At 65.3% G+C, this 12,954-nt stretch carries 13 protein-coding genes and 1 other RNA gene; 7 read left to right on the top strand and 7 right to left on the bottom strand.

Features of this window, described 5'->3' with window-relative positions; all coding sequences use genetic code 11:
• Nucleotides 1–127 precede the first annotated feature (127 nt).
• Complete coding sequence (locus tag AC3A6F_RS10205; RefSeq protein WP_487680298.1) at nucleotides 128–1,801, top strand: DUF4214 domain-containing protein; 1,674 nt, start codon at nucleotides 128–130, stop codon at nucleotides 1,799–1,801.
• 16 nt (nucleotides 1,802–1,817) lie between these two features.
• Here the strand turns inward: AC3A6F_RS10205 and AC3A6F_RS10200 are convergent, their stop codons facing one another.
• Together AC3A6F_RS10200 and AC3A6F_RS10195 are read right to left on the bottom strand one after the other, a co-directional pair.
• Nucleotides 1,818–2,228: a hypothetical protein gene (locus tag AC3A6F_RS10200; RefSeq protein WP_487680296.1), complete on the bottom strand. Its 411-nt coding sequence runs from the start codon at nucleotides 2,226–2,228 to the stop codon at nucleotides 1,818–1,820.
• Nucleotides 2,229–2,264: 36 nt separating this feature from the next.
• The gene (locus tag AC3A6F_RS10195; protein ID WP_487680294.1) at nucleotides 2,265–2,735 is read right to left on the bottom strand and encodes a hypothetical protein; all 471 of its coding nucleotides are present in this window, start codon (nucleotides 2,733–2,735) and stop codon (nucleotides 2,265–2,267) included.
• Between the two features lie 260 nt (nucleotides 2,736–2,995).
• Here AC3A6F_RS10195 and AC3A6F_RS10190 point away from each other — a divergent pair, with 260 nt between their 5' ends.
• On the top strand, nucleotides 2,996–4,291 hold the full coding sequence (locus tag AC3A6F_RS10190) for a PEP-CTERM sorting domain-containing protein (protein WP_487680292.1): 1,296 nt from the start codon (nucleotides 2,996–2,998) through the stop codon (nucleotides 4,289–4,291).
• A 114-nt stretch (nucleotides 4,292–4,405) separates the two neighbouring features.
• Here the strand turns inward: AC3A6F_RS10190 and groL are convergent, their stop codons facing one another.
• Both groL and groES read right to left on the bottom strand, forming a co-directional pair.
• The gene (groL, locus tag AC3A6F_RS10185) at nucleotides 4,406–6,052 is read right to left on the bottom strand and encodes a chaperonin GroEL (protein WP_487680290.1); all 1,647 of its coding nucleotides are present in this window, start codon (nucleotides 6,050–6,052) and stop codon (nucleotides 4,406–4,408) included.
• A gap of 40 nt (nucleotides 6,053–6,092) precedes the next feature.
• Complete coding sequence (gene groES, locus AC3A6F_RS10180) at nucleotides 6,093–6,383, bottom strand: co-chaperone GroES (protein ID WP_147935989.1); 291 nt, start codon at nucleotides 6,381–6,383, stop codon at nucleotides 6,093–6,095.
• A gap of 390 nt (nucleotides 6,384–6,773) precedes the next feature.
• On the opposite strand from groES, the gene AC3A6F_RS10175 reads away from it, so the two are divergent.
• From AC3A6F_RS10175 to AC3A6F_RS10155, 5 genes are all read left to right on the top strand, one after another.
• Complete coding sequence (locus AC3A6F_RS10175; protein ID WP_487680287.1) at nucleotides 6,774–7,073, top strand: hypothetical protein; 300 nt, start codon at nucleotides 6,774–6,776, stop codon at nucleotides 7,071–7,073.
• On the top strand, nucleotides 7,070–7,381 hold the full coding sequence (locus tag AC3A6F_RS10170; RefSeq protein WP_109346553.1) for a cell division protein ZapA: 312 nt from the start codon (nucleotides 7,070–7,072) through the stop codon (nucleotides 7,379–7,381). Before AC3A6F_RS10175 ends, AC3A6F_RS10170 begins: the two co-directional genes overlap by 4 nt.
• Nucleotides 7,382–7,427: 46 nt before the next feature.
• Nucleotides 7,428–7,609: non-coding RNA, 6S RNA (gene ssrS / locus AC3A6F_RS10165), on the top strand.
• Between the two features lie 89 nt (nucleotides 7,610–7,698).
• Nucleotides 7,699–8,169, top strand: a complete 471-nt coding sequence (locus AC3A6F_RS10160) for an EVE domain-containing protein (RefSeq protein WP_487680285.1) — start codon at nucleotides 7,699–7,701, stop codon at nucleotides 8,167–8,169.
• Nucleotides 8,170–8,973: a sulfite exporter TauE/SafE family protein gene (locus AC3A6F_RS10155; protein ID WP_487680283.1), complete on the top strand. Its 804-nt coding sequence runs from the start codon at nucleotides 8,170–8,172 to the stop codon at nucleotides 8,971–8,973.
• Here AC3A6F_RS10155 and AC3A6F_RS10150 read toward each other — a convergent pair.
• The 3 genes from AC3A6F_RS10150 to AC3A6F_RS10140 are packed head-to-tail and all read right to left on the bottom strand — an operon-like array spanning nucleotide 8,970 to nucleotide 12,924.
• Nucleotides 8,970–11,153, bottom strand: a complete 2,184-nt coding sequence (locus AC3A6F_RS10150; protein WP_487680282.1) for a xanthine dehydrogenase family protein molybdopterin-binding subunit — start codon at nucleotides 11,151–11,153, stop codon at nucleotides 8,970–8,972. The genes AC3A6F_RS10155 and AC3A6F_RS10150 overlap by 4 nt on opposite strands.
• Entirely contained in the window at nucleotides 11,150–11,629 is a 480-nt protein-coding gene (locus AC3A6F_RS10145) for a (2Fe-2S)-binding protein (RefSeq protein ID WP_487680280.1), read from the bottom strand. The genes AC3A6F_RS10150 and AC3A6F_RS10145 overlap by 4 nt, the downstream gene beginning before the upstream one ends.
• Nucleotides 11,626–12,924 (bottom strand): c-type cytochrome, encoded by a 1,299-nt coding sequence (locus AC3A6F_RS10140; RefSeq protein ID WP_487680279.1) that lies wholly within the window; start codon nucleotides 12,922–12,924, stop codon nucleotides 11,626–11,628. The genes AC3A6F_RS10145 and AC3A6F_RS10140 overlap by 4 nt, the downstream gene beginning before the upstream one ends.
• Nucleotides 12,925–12,954 lie beyond the last annotated feature (30 nt).

Here is a 12,954-nt window from a genome sequence, read left to right as displayed (position 1 = left end):
TGCGCCGGATCTGAAAATTGCCATTTTAAAATTGTTCAACTAGACTGTTATTTATTGAACAAATATTGAACAGAGTGTTATTACGATGCGAGGCGTAAAAATTCCAGCAGTGGTGCGTTCCGGTGTGATGGCACTGGTGCTGCCTGCCTGGCTGGCAGGATGCGGTGGGGAGCCGCCACCGTCGAGCGCCAACCCCATCGCGACGATGGCGGGCGATTCGCGGCGGGTCGCGACGCAGGCCGGTGTCGTCGAAGTCGCCGGTTATCGCGAGAATTTCATTGTCACGCGCATGGATGCCGATGGCGTGGTCACGCTCACCAGCTGCCTCGACGGGGAAGTGAGGCGCTTGGAGAACCCCGGCCTGATCAAATTTTTCGACAAGTGGACGTCGTTCGATCATGACGGCGTCGATGGCAAGATCTACCGCCTGTACCAGGCGGCATTCGGACGCCCGCCCGACCAGGCTGGCCTGGGCTTCTGGATCCATGCGGCGCAGGCCAGTCCCGAGGCCGGGATACAGGATATCGCCCGGCAGTTCCTGGCATCGGATGAGTTCAGGGAACGGTATGGCGCGAGCCAATCGCCTGAAGCCTACGTTAGTACCCTGTACCAGAATATCCTGCGCCGCGAGGGCGATCCGGCCGGTTATCGCTGGTGGGTGGACAATATTGGCTGGGGATTGGCGCGCGCAGACGTGCTGCTCGGCTTTTCCGAGTCCGAGGAAAACAGGAAGGCCATCGATCCGCATCTGGCCAATGGCATCGATTTCGTCCCGTTCAACAAGCCGGGCGGCGTTGCCCCCCAGCGTACTTCGTATGCGAATGCGAAACAAAACGGCCGGGGGCCGATCGCCTTGCCGCGCGAGGCAATGCATGCGGATGCGTATGTCGAGGCGGATTTCATGCAGGATGGCAGCATGAGCCTGTTTACGGCAAAGCTCACGTATTCCCCCATCAAACCCCTGAGCGAAGCCACGCCGGGAAGGTTCGCCTTCTGGTCGAGGACCGCCGATGGCGGATGGATGGAGCGCGATGACCTGATTGTGGGGACGCAGGATGGCTGCCTCCACCCGAGAAAGGCAATCGCGGCGGATTTCAACGACGACGGCAAGCCGGATGTGCTGGTGGCCTGCCATGGCTATGATGCTCCTCCGTTCCCGGGAGAAGCCATGACGTTGCTGCTGAGTGGGGCCGATGGGAAGTACCGGCTTCGCCACATGACTGAATTCAGGGGCTTTTTCCACGCGGTCGCTGCAGCCGATATCGACAAGGACGGACTGGTCGACCTGGTGGCCACGGATTCCCAGGGCACATATCCCTTGCGCGTGCTGATCAATCAGGGCGACGGCAGTTTCAAGGAGCGACCGGAACTGCTGCCGGTAACCCTGGTCCGGCAACATCCCTATTTCACCGTAGAAGTTGCAGATATGACTGGCGACGGAAACGTCGACCTGCTGGTGGGCGGGCATGAGTGGGAGGGCAATGCCAGGACGTTGTTGTTCCAGGGCGATAATAGCCCTGGATTTGCGGCGAGCCCGGCGAGAATCATTCCGGCCGTGCCTGGGCACGGCGTCGTCCTGGATTTCCTGATGACGGGCAAGGGGTTGGTCGTAAACCGGACCTCCGGCGGAATCGACGCGCCGTTCTACCAGAGTGCCGTTCTTCAGCTGGTCGATCCGGATACGCTGACTTCGACCATTATCTTCAAGCGGGAGGGAGGGGAGTGGATACGTTGGCTGGTGCCTACGTCCGATGGCGTCGCCAGTGGCGATACCACTCGTCCAGGCAGCGTTGCTTGGTGATCCATGCGCTATTCTTTCAGGTTGAATCCATGGTCTTCGCACCGCGTGCGTAGCGCCGCCCTGGTCTGTTCGTCACGATACCGGCGCCAACGTTCGCGCAGCCCGAGTCTGTCCAGTAGCTGCGAGTAGCGGCCATATGCCCGGGACGTCGAAACAGCTGGCGCACCGCATCGTATTCGTCAGACATGTCGGACTTGACGAAGCCGAAGACCAGTTCCTGTCCAAGGCCGAGTCCGCGCGCGGAAGGAATTGGCGTGAAATACGCGCTGTCGTTCACGTTGTCCGGGATGGCTTCTACCGGCTCGCCGACTTCGTCCGATTGGATAAGGACGACACCACTGCTGCGACATACCCAGGCTTCAGCGCTGCGGTCTGCATCTAGCAGAAGCATCGCGGATTCGAGGTCAGGGACATCGACGGTCGTCATCACCTTTTCCTTTGGTCGGTCGAGTGGACCGGTGCGTCAGTTGGCGCTCTTGATGTCCACGCGCTCGATGGTGCGGCGCCATTCCTGGAGACTGAGCAGGGTGTCCGAGCCGGTGTCGTCGACCAGGATCTCGCTGCCGTCCTGGGCCACCAGGAAGCTCTCGCGGCGACGCGCATCGTCGGCGCGGTTCTCGACAAAACTCAGCTGGTAATACTTCTTGCCATTGACTTCGCGCGGGACCGGATCGTCCTCGATCACGGCGCCGTGCGCCTTGCCCTGGCTGCGCTGTTCGATCTGGCGCGACCAGGCCTGCAGTTCCGGCAGCGCCAGCAGCGAATCCATCGCCTCCTGTTTCGTGTGCGCTGGCGCCTGTGCCGCGGGCGCGGCGGGCGCGGGCGCCGGTGGCGCTTCGCGCTCGGCGCGCTTGCAGCCGGCAACGGCGCAGCACAGCATCAGCGCGGCAATGGTCAGGCGCAAGGGGGAAGAAGATGCGGCGCGTGTGGACATGGCAAGTCTCGTGAGGGCAGGCGGTCATGGTAAACCATGCGTGTTCGACCAGCAACACGGGACGCCGTTCGACGACAGCATGGATTGTGCGAAAAGCAAGGGCATTGCAACGATGTTTTGCGTCCGTCGTTCAACATATTTCTTTATGGAAAGTAATTCGTGTTTTTCGCCACGAAATCAACTTTTTCACCATGGAACCAGAATTTATTTGTAGAAATAATGCTATTCTGTAGGACCACTCCTACCTGAAGTTCCTCCTCATGGACCGCCGCCGCTCTGCTTATACTCGTCGCCTCGCCAAGGCGTCGCAACGCGAAAAGTACCTGGGCGCGCTCGCGATGCTGGGACTTGCCGTGGGTGTCGCGGGCGTATTGGCGCCGCCGCTGGACATCGACTGGACGCGGCTGGACCGCCAGCCGGACGAGATCACCCGCGCCGGCGCAAGCCCGGGCGCCGCACTGGCGCCGGCCGCGTCGACCCCGGCGCCGGCCGCCGAGCAGGGCGCCGCGCGCCGCATCTATCCGTTCTCGATCATCCCCGGCGGCGTGGCCGACAAGGACGAACTGGCGCGCGTCATCCGCACCGACGCCGTGGTCGCGGCGCACTATGCCGGCTTCGACGTGGCGAATGCGCGCGCGGTCACCGTGACCGCGCCGCGCGCCGTGTACGTGTCCTACCGCAAGGGCGACCAGGTCTACTGGACCAGGAAGAAGCTGATGCTGGCGCCGGGCGAAACCCTGCTCACCGACGGCAAGAACGAGATGCGGGCGCGCTGCGCCAACCGGATTTCCGACGTGCCGATGTATCCGGTCGAAGCCAATGGGCCGACCGAGTCGGAACTCGATTCCTTCGTCGTCGAGGATGGCGGCGGGATGATGGCCGTGGCGGCCGGCCTGGAGGGATTCGACGACGGTCCCTCCGCAGGGCAGCGCTATCCTACCGAGGTGTTCCCGAACGGCGCCGGCCTGCTGACGGGCGCCGCGCCGGCCGCGCAGTCGCGCCTGGCCGACCTCATGGGCAGTCCGCCCGCAAGGTATGGCTCGGGCATTTCGAACGGCGGCACGCTGGGCGACGGCAGCGGCGATGGCGCGACGACGCCATCGACCGGGACGCCCGTCGGCAGTACCCCGACGCCGGGAGGCGCCGGCAATGGCAATGCCGGCAGCGGCGACAGTCCTGGCGGCGGCTTGCCTGGCGCCTCGACCCCGTCCACGCCGACGCCATCAACGCCGACGCCATCAACGCCGACGCCGGACCCTGGCACCATCCCGGGCTCCGATCCCGATCCCGGCCCGGGACCCAATCCCGAGTTGCCTCCGCCCACACCGGGTGTGCCGGGCACGCCGGGAGGTCCCGATACGCCGGGCACGCCAGGCGTTCCGGGCACCCCGGGAAATCCCGGCATCCCCGGCACCCCGGGCGGTCCGCCGGACGACATCGAGGTCGAGCCGAACGACCCGGTCGACGTGCCGGAGCCGGGCACCCTGTGGCTGGGCGGCGCGGCCTTCGCGGCCATGCTGTGGCTGCGTCGCAAGGGGCCGCGCGCCAGGAGCTGAGGTTCCCGCTGCATCAAACAACAAAAAAGCCCGCGAGGTGTGAACCTCGCGGGCTTTTTATCGTGGAAGACTCGCGCGCCGGCGTTGCCGCGGCGCGCCAGGCGACCGGCTGAATTACATCATGCCGTCCATGCCGCCCATGCCGCCCATACCACCCATGCCGCCCATGCCGCCGGCTGGCTTGTCTTCAGCCAGTTCCGAGACCATGCAGTCGGTGGTCAGCATCAGGCCGGCGATCGACGCTGCATTCTGCAGTGCCGAGCGGGTGACCTTGGCTGGATCCAGCACGCCCATTTCGACCATGTCGCCGTAGGTGCCGTTGGCGGCGTTGTAGCCGTAGTTGCCCGAACCGGCCAACACTGCTGCGACGACGACCGATGGCTCTTCGCCGGCGTTCTGGACGATCATGCGCAGTGGCTCTTCCATGGCGCGCAGGACGATCTTGATGCCTGCGTCCTGGTCTGGGTTGTCACCCTTGATGTCGATCGAAGCGCGAGCGCGCAGCAGGGCAACGCCACCGCCGGCGACGATGCCTTCTTCCACGGCAGCGCGGGTAGCGTGCAGTGCATCTTCGACGCGTGCTTTCTTCTCTTTCATCTCGACTTCGGTAGCTGCACCGACGCGGATCACGGCAACGCCGCCGGCCAGCTTGGCCACGCGCTCTTGCAGTTTTTCGCGGTCGTAGTCCGAGCTCGCTTCTTCGATCTGGGCGCGGATCATCTTGACACGGCCTTCGATCGATTCAGCCTGGCCGGCGCCGTCGATGATGATGGTGTTTTCCTTGCCGACTTCGACGCGCGAAGCCTGGCCCAGCTCTGCCAGGGTGACCTTTTCCAGGGTCAGGCCGACTTCTTCGGCGATGACCTGGCCACCGGTCAGGACAGCGATGTCTTCCAGCATGGCCTTGCGACGGTCGCCGAAACCAGGCGCCTTGACGGCGACGGTTTTCAGGATGCCACGGATGTTGTTGACGACCAGGGTCGCCAGCGCTTCGCCTTCGATGTCTTCGGCGACGATGACCAGCGGACGGCCAGCCTTGGCGACTTGTTCCAGTACCGGCAGCAGGTCACGGATGTTCGAGATCTTCTTGTCGCACAGCAGGATGAATGGCTGCTCGTGGACGGCGACTTGCTTGTCCGGATTGTTGATGAAGTACGGCGACAGGTAGCCGCGGTCGAACTGCATGCCTTCCACGATGTCCAGCTCGTCGTTCAGCGACTTGCCGTCTTCCACGGTGATGACGCCTTCCTTGCCCACTTTTTCCATCGCTTCAGCGATGCGCTCGCCGATCGAGGTTTCCGAGTTGGCCGAAATGGCGCCGACTTGTGCGATCTCTTTGGTGGTGGTGGTTGGCTTGGCGATCTTCTTCAGTTCTTCGACGGTGGCTGCGACGGCCTTGTCGATGCCGCGCTTGAGGTCCATCGGGTTCATGCCGGCGGCAACGAACTTCATGCCTTCGCGCACGATGGCTTGTGCCAGCACGGTCGCGGTGGTGGTGCCGTCACCGGCGTTGTCGCTGGTCTTGGAAGCGACTTCCTTGACCATCTGCGCGCCCATGTTCTGGAGCTTGTCTTTCAGTTCGATTTCTTTCGCGACCGAGACACCATCCTTGGTGACGGTCGGGGCGCCGAACGAGCGCTCGAGCACGACGTTGCGGCCTTTCGGGCCCAGGGTGACCTTGACCGCGTTGGCCAGGATATTGACGCCTTCGACCATCTTGGCGCGCGCTGCGTCGCCGAACACTACTTCTTTAGCTGCCATTTGTTATTTCTCCGAATGTTTCGTGAATGGGGTCAGGGAATTACTGCTGGACGACGGCCATGATGTCTTCTTCGCGCATCACGAGCAGTTCTTCGCCATCGACCTTGACGGCCTGGCCGGAGTACTTACCGAACAGCACGCGGTCGCCGACTTTGACTTCCAGCGGACGGACCTGGCCGTTGTCTTGCACTTTGCCGTTACCGATGGCGAGGACTTCGCCTTGGTCTGGCTTCTCTGCCGCGGCATCAGGGATGATCAGGCCAGACGCAGTCTTGGTTTCCTGGTCGAGGCGCTTGACGATTACGCGATCGTGCAGAGGACGAAGGTTCATGCAAAACTCCTTAATATTCAGTGGTTTAACTAGCGTTTTTTTGACATCGCCCCGGCCTTGCATTCAAGTGCCGCGGCAATCTGCAAAGAGTTGTTAGCACTCTCAGCTAACGAGTGCTAATTATAGGGACGATAACTTGCCTTTTCAAGCGCCCGGCGGTAGATATAGTTTTATACGCTTGAGCCAGCGCAAACCGGTCTAGGCCCCGCACAATGTGTTTTTGGCATCTCTTGCCGACAAGTGCGGAACAGGCAAGAGGCGGGCAGCGTACACTGCCTGGCGCTTTCCTGCCGCACGCCAGGCCGCCGCGGCCAGGCCTTCCACGCTCGTCTTGCCGCACCGCAGCGCGATTCGGTTGACGGAAAATCCATCTCGATCCTATAGTGTCGAATGATTTCCGAATTCCAAGACCTCTCAGACAAAATCGACCGGCTCGCCCAGCTGACCCAGTCGTTGCGCGCCGAGAACTATTTGCTGCGCCAGGCCAATACCCTGCTCAGCGCCGAGAACCTGGCGTTCAAGGAGCGCCTGATCGAGGCCCAGCGCCGGGTCGAGGCCCTGCTCGACGAATTGCCCAAGCCACCGGGCGAGGATGGCGAAGAGGGCGGGGAAGACGAAGCCGCCGGGGCGGCCGGCGATGCAGCCGGCAGCGCGGCCGGCGCACCGGGCAATAGTGAGGCAGCACGATGATCCATCTCGACGTCACCATCATGGGCCAGCCCTACCGCCTGGCCTGCCGCGACGGCGAAGAGCGCACCCTGCGCGAGGCGGTCGCTTACCTCGACGGCAAGATGTGCCAGCTGCGCGATTCGGGCAAGGTGAGGGGCACCGACCGCATCGCCGTCATGGCCGCGCTGAGCGTCGCCGCGGAATTCCTGTCGGTGAAGTCGCCACAGGGACCGCTGTCGGACATGTCGATCCTCGAGGTCAAGCAAAAGCTGGAAGCGATGCACACGGTGCTCGACAAGGCGCTGGCGCCCCAGGAAAATCTTTTCTGAAAAGCCGAATCCGTTTGACATGCCGCTTCAAAAGAGTAAACTGCGCTCTACCCTGCGGTGTTCGAGATTTGCCATATATTCCTTGAACCATTCTTACGCATAGGTCGTGGAACAAGTTCGATGGGAGTGAGCGTCACTCGTTTGACGAACCCGAAATTGATCTGACCGTGACCGCCTTGAACCGTTTTGGTTCAGGATGCCGGCAAAAACGGCACTGGCGGGGGCTAGAATACACAAGCGGTTGCGCACTCTGTACGCAGCCGCTTTTTTTTGTGCGCGCGTCAACCGTGACGGCGCCTTGCAGGGAGAACGGCGCGATGCGCTATTGGTTGATGAAATCCGAACCGGACGAAGTCAGTTTCGACGACGTCCTGTCCGCACCCGGCCAGACCGTGGCCTGGTTCGGCGTGCGCAACTACCAAGCGCGCAACTTCATGCGCGACGCGATGGCCGTCGGCGACGGCGTCCTGTTCTATCACTCCAGCTGCGCCGTGCCCGGCGTGGCCGGGCTGGCCGAGATCGCGAGCGGTCCCTATCCCGACGCCACCCAGTTCGACCCCGCCAGCCATTACCACGACCCGAAAGCCACCCCGGAAACGCCGCGCTGGATCTCGATCGACGTGCGCGCGCGGGAAGCGGGGCGCTATCTGCCGCTGGCCGAGATGCGCACCGTTCCCGCACTGGACGGCATGGTGCTGCTGCAGAAGGGCAGCCGGCTGTCGATCTCGCCGGTCACCAGATCCGAATGGGATGCGGTCGTCGAACTCGTGCGCGCCAGGGAGGCCTGAATGGATCCCTGGCTGATCCTGGCCCTCCTGGCGATGGGCACCTTCGGCGGCTTCGCGGCCGGCCTGCTCGGCATCGGCGGCGGCATGGTGCTGGTGCCGTTCATCACGATGATCTTCACCGCCCGCGGCTTCGCCGACGAACTGGTGGTCCACATGGCGATCGCCACCGCGCTCGGCGTCATCCTGTTTACCTCGATGTCCTCGGTGCGCGCCCACCACAAGCACGGCGCCGTGCTGTGGCCCGTGGTGCGCCTGCTGGCGCCGGGCATCCTGATCGGCTCCTGGATCGGGCCCTGGATCGGCAAGCAGATGAATACCTCGGTGCTGGCCTTCTTCTTCGGCTGCTTCGTCGCCTTCTCGGCCACCCAGATGCTGATCGGGAAGAAGCCGACGGCGGCGCGCGAATTGCCGGGCCGGGCCGGCATGTTCGTCACCGGTGGCCTGATCGGGATTTTGTCGGGACTGGTGGGCGCCGGCGGCGGCTTCGTCTCGGTGCCGTTCATGACGCGCTGTAATGTGCGCATCCATAACGCGGTCGCCACCAGCGCGGCGCTGGGCTTTCCGATCGCGCTCTCGGGCACGCTGTCGAATATGTATTATGGCTGGGGCGAGCCGGGCCTGCCGGCATGGTCGCTGGGCTTTGTCTACCTGCCGGCGCTGGCCATCATCGTGCTGGCCAGCGTGACCATGGCGCCGCTCGGCGCCCGCACCGCGCACAAGATGCCGGTGCGCCAGCTGCAGCGCATCTTCGCCGTGATCCTGTATGCGCTGGCGGTGTACATGTTCTGGAAGGCTTTCAACTAGCCTTTTCTCATCCTCGCCCGATCCAGCGGCAGGTCGCGCATGCGCAGTCCGCAGGCGTCGAACACCGCGTTGGCGATCGCCGCCGCGGCCGGGCCTTGCGCCGCTTCGCCGGTGCCCAGGAAGGGCTGGCCGGGGCGGTCGATCAGGTGCACGTCGACCTTGTCCGGCGCCTGGCCGAAGCGCAGGATCGGATATGAGGCCCAGTCCACGGTGAGCACGCGCGTGGCGTCGAAGCGCACCTGTTCCAATAAAGTCCAGCTGGCCGACTGATTGACGCCGCCCTCGATCTGGTTACGCACGCCGTCCGGATTGACGATCTCGCCGCAATCGACGGCGCTCGATACACGCGTCACGCGCACCAGACCCGTTTCGCGCGCCACTTCCACCTCGACCGCCAGCGCGCAATACGACGCCAGGTTCTTGTAGCGCGCGAATGCAAAACCGCGGCCACGGCGTGGCAGCCGCTTGTCATCGGCCCAGCCGAACTTCGCCGCCGCCAGCTTCACCACCTCGATGGCGCGCGGATCGTCCAGATGGCGTAGCCGGAAAGCGACCGGGTCGACTTTCGCCGCACGCGCCAGTTCGTCCATGAAGCTCTCGATCGCGAACACATTGCAATAGGCGCCCAGGCCGCGCATGGCCGAGGTGCGCAGGACCGCCTTCGGCTGGAAGTGATGGGTCACGCGCGCGTTCGGCAGCCGGTAATAGGGGATCGCGTTTCGGTCGCCGCTGCCTTCGGGCTGCGGGCTGGGTTTCGGCCTTGGCGGCGTAAAGGGCTTGGCCAGATGCGTGGCCGGCAGCAGGTTGCCGGCCTTGCCGGGACGGGTGTTGTGCGGGGGCGTGAAGACGTCGTACTGCCAGTCGGCGATGCGACCGTCCGGCCCCAGCGTGGCCGCCACCTGCGCCACCATCGCCGCGCCGAACGGCTCCCAGCCGTGTTCATCCTCACGCATCCACTGCACCCGCACCGGCCGGCCCGGGAAGGCGCGCGCCAGCAGGGCGGCGTCGGCCGCCACGTCGTCGGCGCCGTTGTGGCCATAGCAGCCCGAGCCCTCGACGTGGATGCAGCGGATCGCGTCCTCCCGGGTCGCCAGCAGTTCGGCCAGCGCACTGCGCAGCGGGAACACTCCCTGCGAGTGGGTCCAGACCGTGTAGCGGTTCTCCACCAGCTGCGCCACCGCGCAGGACGGGCCGATGGAGGCGTGCAGCTGGAAGGGGCGGGTATAGGTGGCTTTCAAGTGTGTGCCTTCCTGCACACGTGCGCCGCGTTCGAGGATGGTCGTCGGTTCGGCCGGCTGGGCCATCACCAGCGCCTTGACGTCGGCATCAGCCGGCAGCGCGGCCGGCGTCTCCCAGCGCGCGCCGCGCGCGAGCAGCGCGGCGGCTTTCACGGCGCGGTATTCGCCGTCGGCGATCACGGCCAGGAAGCGGCCGTCGCGCACGATCTTCAATACGCCCGGCAGGCGCATGACGGCGGCCGTGTCCACCTCGGTCAAGGTCGCCGCCTGTGCGGTAGGGCGCACGACGCGCGCATGCACCATGTTCGGCAGGCGCAGGTCCTGCACGTAGGCGGCTCCGCCCGTGACCTTGGCCGGGATGTCGATCCTCGGCAGCGACTGGCCGATTGCCGTCCTCGGGCCGGGAGCGGGCGGCGCCGGCTGCGGCGTGGCGCGCAGGTGCAGCTCCTGGCCGGTGACCAGCTGGCCGAAGCTGGCGCGGCGGCCGTCGGGGGCGATGAAGGCGCCATCCTTCAATGCCAGGCCGGCCGCGGGCGTTCCAAGGCGCACCGCCGCCAGTTCGCCCAAGCGCATCCGCACCTGGCCCGCCGCATGGCGCAGCGCGGCGCCGCTGTCCTTCATCGAGTTGCTGCCGGCAGTCATGCCTTCGTCCGGCGTGCGCGCGGTGTCGGCGGTGACGAGCGTCAGGCGCCCAGGTGCGATGCGCAGCTCGTCGGCCACGACCTGCAGCAGCGCGGTCTTGATGCCTTGCCCCAGCTCGGCCTTGCCGGTGAAGACCGTGATGCGGTCATCGGCGTCGATGCGGATCCAGGCGTCGAGCCAAGGCGTTTTTTCGAGGCTTTTCGGCAGCGCATCCTGCGCGGACCACGCCGGCATGGCGAACGACAGCGTCAACGCGCCGCCCGCGGCCAGGAAGTGGCGGCGGCCCTGGTCTGCGCTCATCGCTGTTCTCCCTTTGCCAGCACGTCGGCGGCACGCCGCACCGCGCGCAGGATGCGCATATGGGTGCCGCAGCGGCACAGGTTGGGCGACATGTGGGCGCGGATCCGGGCGTCGCTCGGATTCGGTTCGCGTTCGAGCAGCGCGCTGGCCTGCATGATCATGCCCGCGATGCAGTAGCCGCATTGCGCCGCCTGCTCGTCGATGAAGGCCTGCTGCAGCACGCCGGGCTTGTCGCTGTCGCCCAGGCCTTCGACGGTGCGCACGGCGCGTGTGCCGACGCTCGACACGGGCACCAGGCAGGACATCACGGGCTCGCCGTCCATGATCACGGTGCAGGAGCCGCACTGGCCCAGGCCGCAACCGAACTTGGCGCCATTCAGGGCCAGGTCGTTGCGCAGCACGTAAAGCAGCGGGGTATCGGGATCGGTATCGACGGCGTGGCGCTTGCCGTTCACCTGCAGGCGGTAGGTCGTCATCGTGCTCTCGCTTTGCTCACTTGCTGGTCCAGTTGCGGCCAGGCCGGCTGGCCGGCGCCGTACTTGCGCAGGTAGGCGGCCAGCGCGCCGGCCTGCTCATCGCTCAGGATCGCCTCGAAGCCGGGCATCCAGCGTCCCGGCTCGCCATCCGGCGGCAGGATGCCGGTGTCGACGATGTGGATCAGGCTGCGCGGGTCGGGGTCGTAAAGGGCGATCGCTTTCTGCAGGGGCAGGGCAGTGCCCGAGCTCGGGGCACGGCCGACGTCGTGGCAGCGCGCGCACGAGTTGGCGTAGAGCGCGTAGCCGAGGCGCATGCGCGGCAGGTCGGGATCGTCGGCGGCGGGTTCGGGTAGCGCTCCAGCGCGCTGCGCCGGCGTCGCGCGCAGCGGCGCCTGCGACAGGTGGCTGTGGGTCCAGGCGGCCAGCGCGGCGACGTCGCCTTCATCGGCCTGGGCCAGGTGCATCACCACGTCCTGCATCGGGCCGCCGGCGACCGCGTGGTCCTCGGCCATGCCGGTGCGCAGGTAAGCCTGCAGCTTTTCGCGTGTCCATGGCAGCGGCGACGGCGATGTTGCATTCAGGGCGGGCGCATACCAGTCGTCGGCTTCGCCGCCATCGAGCTGGCGCTCGATATCCGGGCCGCCCAGCTTCGTGCGCGGCGTGTGGCAGGCGGCGCAGTGGGCAACAGCATCGGCCAGGTAGGCGCCGCGGTTCCATTCGGCCGATTGTCGCGGGTCGGGCCGCCATGGCGCATCGTCCAGGTACAGCACGTTCCAGAAACCGACCAGCGGCCGGAAACCGAAGGGGAAGGTCATCTCGTTGGCGGGCGCCGGCGCGGCGATCGGGGAGCGCGTCATGAAGTAGGCGTACAGGTCGTCGATATCGTCCTGCGTCATGCGCACGTAGTGGTTGTAGGGGAAGGCGGGATACAATCGGTGGCCGTCGCGCGAGACGCCCTCGCGCATCGCCCTGGTGAAGGCTTCAGGGCTCCAGGCGCCGATGCCGGTGTCGGCGTCGGGTGTGATATTGGTGCTGTGGAGGATGCCGAACGGCGTCTCCATCGGCTTGCCGCCGGCGAAGGGGCGCGCCAGGTCGGCCGTATGGCACGAGGCGCACATGCCGAGGTGGGCGAGATTGGCGCCACGCTCGATGCGGGCCTGGTCGAAGGAAGGTGGCGTGGCTTGCGGCGCCAGCGCGGGGCGCCACATGATGGCGAAGGCGATGCCTGTCAATACGACGATGGCGGCAAGCAGCAGCCACCATCCGGTATGCCGCCTGCGCCTTGTTTGATCCATGAGGGCTCCGATCCGTGGAGCCTCATTGTC

The sequence above is a fragment of the Massilia sp. Soil_C_3 genome, assembly GCF_057657035.1.
Note: the sequence above shows the minus strand (reverse complement) of the source record. Positions and strands in the feature narration are given on the sequence as shown.